The following is a 5701-nucleotide window of genomic DNA, read 5'->3' as shown; positions in this document are numbered from 1 at the left end:
AGCAAAAAGGCAGGCAAGGCAACCCTTTTCGGGCTGCCCTGCCTGTCTTTTTTCTTTGGCCTATTTTGCAACAGGCCCTTTTATTATTGGTTTAACATTTTCAAGATTTCACTGGGGTGTGCCAGCCGAACGTCGGCTTGCATTTTCTCGGGATCATGGCAGCCCCATAAGGCTAATCCGCTTTTGACACCGGCCGAACGTGCACACTGCATATCGTATGCGCTGTCTCCAATAAAGATTGCTTGTTCAATGGTGCCTCCCATTCGTTTGAGGCATTCAAACAATTCGTCTGGAGCAGGTTTCGGATCTGCTACATCGTCGGAGCAGACAACGGCATCAAAGAATTCGCTCAGTCCAAGCGGCTTTACACCGTGCGTATATTGGGAACGATTGCGCGAAGTGGCAATGCCCAGTTTGTTTCCGCTCTCTTTGAGGGCACGCAGCGTATCAACAATGCCGCCATAGACCTTTACTCTCTCCAAGTGATGATATGCTTCCTGTTCCCAACTGTGCATCACGGCATCGAATTCATTTTCTGGAACGCCGCAGTAAGCAAGTCCCTGCCAACCGGTCATGCCGAATGCAGTTTGTATCTGCTCAGGTGATGGGGTATAGCCGTGATCGTTCAATGCTTGCCCAAGCGCAGGTAGATATACAGGTGCGGAATCAATCAATGTACCGTCAACATCAAAAATTATATAATGCATTTTCTATCCTCCAAGATTGCATACAAAAGCGGGCGGCGGAAACCGTCCGCTTTTAATTTTTCTCATTTCGTCCACTGGGCTTTGGCAACGCCTTCAGCAAATACTTCGTGGAAACCGCGAACGTTGGCTGCGATATCTCCGCCAAACACCGCAGAACCCGCTACAATAACATCTGCGCCCGCGGCAACAATATCCGCAGTGTTGGTGAGTTTAGCACCACCATCAATCTCCAGTTCACACTGGTAACCTTTCTTTTGGATCTCTGCGCGCACTGCACGAATCTTATCCATGCACTCAGGGATGAAGCCCTGTCCGCCAAAGCCAGGCTCCACTGTCATAATCAGCACCATGTCACAATACGGCAGCAACGGGAACAATACTTCCGCCGGTGTTTTGGGCTTGATGACGCAGGCAGCCTTGATGCCTGCTGCGCGAATCTTCTTGAGCTGCTCCAGAGTATCGCCGTTGGACTCATAGTGAACCGTTATGATGTCTGATCCTGCTTTGATAAAATCGTCCAGATACTGGTCGGGGTCGGAAATCATCAGATGTACATCGAGCACCTTATCAGTTGCTTTGCGCAGCGCCTTGACCACCGGTGCGCCAATCGTAATATTCGGGACAAAATGCCCATCCATCACATCGACGTGAATGTATTCGGCGCCTGCGTCGGCTGCGATTTTAATATCGCGCTCGAGATTGGCAAAATCCGCCGAGAGAATGGACGGAGACAGTTTGATTTCCATATTGCTTCCTCCTGTGACCGCACGCAGGGGCACGGCATATTTTGATGATAAGCGGGCTTTGCGCGGCCACGTGCCGCCGCCAGCTTTTTCGAATACCGGGAGCGGCAGCTTATGCCGCTCCCCTTTTGTTTCATTATACCGCATCTTTTCACTTTTTCAAACCTTTTTCCGGTTGCTTCTTATGCAATTTTCATGCACCGTTGTTCGAAAGAAAGCAGTGATCTATTGAAAGATAGGGTGTTTTGTCTATCTCACCTGTTTTCCCGCAAACAACATACAGAGATTCTCCCGAATCCTTTCAGATTTTGTCGTCCTCACCGATTGATTTATTCTTGCAGAACAGGTAAAATAAAAATATCTTTTTATTTGATGAAGGAGAGGACACGATCCATGAGCGTCAATCGTTGTTATTCCGAAAAAAAGCCCGGCTTTGATGTCGAAGCGCGCAGCCTGTTTTCCAGCCTGCATGACCTACTCGAAGTCAAAAGCCTGACACATGTGCGGTATCTTTGCCGCTATGACACCGAGGGATTGGCCCCCGAAGCCTATGAAAAAGCCAAAGGCATTGTTTTTTCTGAGCCGATGGCCGATGTGTGCTATGATGAGGATTTTCCCCGTCCGGCGGGCGCTCATACTGTGCTTGCCGTCGAGCCGATGCCTGGCCAGTTCGATCAGCGGGCGGACTCCTGTGCTCAGTGCATTCAGTTGCTGACCGGTGGTGAGCGTCCTGCGGTAGCTGCGGCGAAAATCTATGTGCTGGAGGGCGAACTGTCGGATGCCGATATGGACAAGATCCGCGGCTATTTGATCAACCCGGTTGAGGCACGCGAAGCATCCATGGACAAGCCTGTGACCCTCAAGGTCGATTACGCGATTCCGACGACGGTTGCCTCGGTTGTTGGCTTCATCCACATGGATGAGTCTGCGTTGAATGATCTGCTCACCGGCATGGGGCTTGCCATGGATTTGGATGACCTCAAATTCTTACAAACATACTTCCGTGACGAAGAAAAGCGTGATCCGACCATCACCGAGGTGCGCATGGTCGATACCTACTGGTCGGATCATTGTCGCCACACTACCTTCCTGACCGAGATCGACGGCACTAAGATTGACGATCCGATGGTGCAGGATGCGTTTGACCGCTATTTGAAAGCACGCATCGAGGTCTACGGTGAAGAAAAGGCATCCAAACGCCCGGTTACGCTCATGGATATTGCGACTGCAGGTGCAAAGGTGCTCAAAAAGCGTGGATATCTGAAGAACATCGACGAATCCGAGGAAATCAACGCTTGCTCAATCAAGGTAAAGGCGCTGGTCAATGGCCATTATGAAGACTGGTTGCTGATGTTCAAAAACGAAACCCATAACCATCCGACCGAAATCGAACCGTTCGGCGGCGCAGCGACTTGTCTTGGCGGCGCGATCCGTGACCCGCTTTCCGGCCGCAGCTACGTTTATCAGGCAATGCGTGTCACCGGCGCAGGCGACCCGACTGTGCCGCTGAGCGAGACGCTTGAACATAAGCTGCCGCAGCGTAAGCTGTGCCAGACCGCAGCGGCAGGCTATTCGTCCTACGGCAACCAGATCGGTCTTGCGACCGGTTTGGTGCATGAGATCTATCACCCGGGTTACGTTGCTAAGCGCATGGAAATCGGTGCGGTTGTCGGTGCAGCGCCGCTCGAGAACGTTATTCGCGAAGTACCCGAGGCGGGCGACATCGTTATCCTGCTCGGCGGCAAGACTGGCCGCGACGGCTGCGGCGGCGCCACCGGTTCCTCCAAAAAGCACACCGAGGCTTCACTCGAAACCTGCGGTGCAGAAGTCCAGAAGGGAAACCCGCCCGAGGAACGCAAGATCCAGCGCCTGTTCCGCGACGGCAACGTAACTCGCATGATTCGCCGTTGCAATGACTTCGGCGCGGGCGGCGTATCGGTAGCCATTGGTGAACTGGCTGACGGTCTGGATATCAATCTGGACGCGGTTCCCAAAAAATATGACGGTCTGGACGGCACCGAGCTTGCCATTTCCGAATCGCAGGAGCGCATGGCGGTTGTTGTGCGTGCCAAGGACGTGGATGCATTCATTGCTGCTGCGGCTAAGGAAAACATTGAAGCGGTCGTCGTCGCGACGGTTACGGACAAGAACCGCTTATGCATGACGTGGAACGGCAACACAATCGTAGACGTTTCGCGTGATTTCCTCAATACCAATGGCTGTTCCAAGCATGTCACTGCAGAGATCGCTCCCCTGTCTGAACCATCCATCACCTGCCTGCCGGAGGGCAAGGATGAAGCCGAAAAGCTGCTGAATCATGCATCCACGCTTGGCATTTGCTTAGAGCGCGGTCTGGTTGAGCGATTCGATGGTTCGATTGGCGCAAACTCGGTCTTTATGCCGTTCGGTGGTAAGTACCAGCTGACCCCGACACAGGTCATGGCAGCGACCATGCCCGCGCAGAATGGTCAGTGTGAGACGGCTTCTGTTATGGCGTTCGGCTTCGATCCCTATTATACCGAGCAGAATCCGTTCCTCGGCGCGTCAGCTGCAGTAATTGAATCGGTGGCGAAGCTCGTTGCTGCAGGTTGTGACTTTGAAACCGCCTACCTTACTTTCCAGGAGTATTTCGAGCGTCTGGGCAAAGACCCGAAGCGCTTCGGCAAGCCGCTTTCTGCGTTGCTCGGCGCATATACCGCGCAGGAAGAGTTGTGCCTCGGCGCAATTGGCGGCAAGGACTCCATGAGTGGCTCGTTTGATGATATGGATGTCCCGCCGACGCTGGTTTCCTTTGCCATCGCCCCGCAAGATGCGTCTCGTCTGATCTCGCCTGAATTTAAGGCAGCGGATCACCCGGTTTATTTCTTCGATGCACCGTACAATCAGGATGGTTCTGCCGACTACCAGACCATGAAGCATGTCTGGAATGAGGTTGCGAACCTGATTGCTTCCGGCAAGGCTGTATCCGCATGGGCGCTGTCTACTGGCGGCATCGCTGAAGGTGTATGCAAAATGGCGCTGGGCAATAAGATTGGTTTTGCGTTTGATGAATCTTTCCCGACCGAAGCACTGTACCTTAAGAACTTTGGCGGCATCCTGATCGAAGCGGCGGAAGAATTGCCCGCCTACTGGCTGGTTGGCCGCACGACTGCGGACGAAAAGATCACTGTTGCAGGCGAATCGGTCACGCTGGATGAACTGACAAATGCATTTGAAAATCGTTTGGAAAGCGTATTCCCGACCAAGGCTGCAGCTGTAGACGAACATCTTACCACTGTGTCCTATACCGAGCGCAGTACCAAAGCGCCCGCTGTCAAGTCGGCAAAGCCGCTGGCTGTTATTCCGGTGTTCCCAGGTACCAACTGCGAATATGACACAGCGCGCGCAGTTGAAAACGCGGGTGGTGAGGCAGAGATCATCGTAGTACGTAACTATTCTGCTGATGCGCTTGCACAGAGCGCGGAGCAGCTGGAAAACGCTATTCGTCGCGCTCAGATGGTCATTGTGCCGGGTGGTTTTTCCGGCGGTGACGAGCCGGATGGCTCTGGCAAGTTCATCGCTTCGTTCCTGCGCGGCCCCGGCATCAAGGACGCGATTCATGAATTGCTCGGCAAGCGCGATGGTTTGATGCTCGGTATCTGCAACGGCTTCCAGGCGCTCATCAAGCTGGGGCTTGTGCCCTACGGCGAGATCCGCGACGAGATGACTGGCGACGATCCGACGCTGACCTTCAACCTGATCGGTCGCCACCAGAGCCGTTATGTGACCACGCGCGTGGCATCGGTCAAGAGCCCGTGGTTGTCCTCCTGCGAGGTTGGCGATCTGCACTCTATTGCTGTTTCTCATGGCGAAGGCCGTTTTGTCGCGCCGCAGCATGTAATTGACGATTTGGCGAAGAACGGTCAGATTGCATTCCAGTATACCGATCTTGCAGGCAATCCGTCCATGGATATCGCATGGAACCCGAATGGCTCCATGTGTGCAATCGAGGGTATCACCTCCCCTGACGGCCGTGTGCTCGGCAAGATGGGTCACACAGAGCGTTACAGTCCCTTTGTTGGCCGTAATATTTACGGCGAAAAGTACCAGCCGATTTTTGCAAACGGCGTCAAGTATTTCAAGTGATTCTTTCAAAATAAAGCGGCGGCACATATGTGCCGCCGCTCAGTCTGTCGAAAAAGTCCAGCTATTGCTGGGCTTTTTCATTTGTATGAGGTAAAATAGAGGTGGTGGTGAATAAGATGCTGGAAC

The 5701-nt window shown here is 53.2% G+C and carries 3 protein-coding genes; 1 reads left to right on the top strand and 2 read right to left on the bottom strand.

Going from position 1 to position 5701, the window contains the following annotated elements:
• Positions 1-83: 83 nt before the first annotated feature.
• The gene (locus ABGT74_RS09080; protein WP_346705281.1) at positions 84-707 is read right to left on the bottom strand and encodes an HAD family hydrolase; all 624 of its coding nucleotides are present in this window, start codon (positions 705-707) and stop codon (positions 84-86) included.
• A gap of 62 nt (positions 708-769) precedes the next feature.
• A complete protein-coding gene (rpe, locus tag ABGT74_RS09075; protein ID WP_346705280.1) occupies positions 770-1453 on the bottom strand; it encodes a ribulose-phosphate 3-epimerase in 684 nt (227 codons plus the stop codon).
• 390 nt (positions 1454-1843) lie between these two features.
• Here rpe and ABGT74_RS09070 point away from each other — a divergent pair, with 390 nt between their 5' ends.
• A complete protein-coding gene (locus tag ABGT74_RS09070; protein WP_346705279.1) occupies positions 1844-5575 on the top strand; it encodes a phosphoribosylformylglycinamidine synthase in 3732 nt (1243 codons plus the stop codon).
• Positions 5576-5701: the final 126 nt, after the last annotated feature.

The sequence above is a fragment of the uncultured Agathobaculum sp. genome (assembly GCF_963927765.1).
Lineage (GTDB): Bacteria > Bacillota > Clostridia > Oscillospirales > Butyricicoccaceae > Agathobaculum.
Note: the sequence above shows the minus strand (reverse complement) of the source record. Positions and strands in the feature narration are given on the sequence as shown.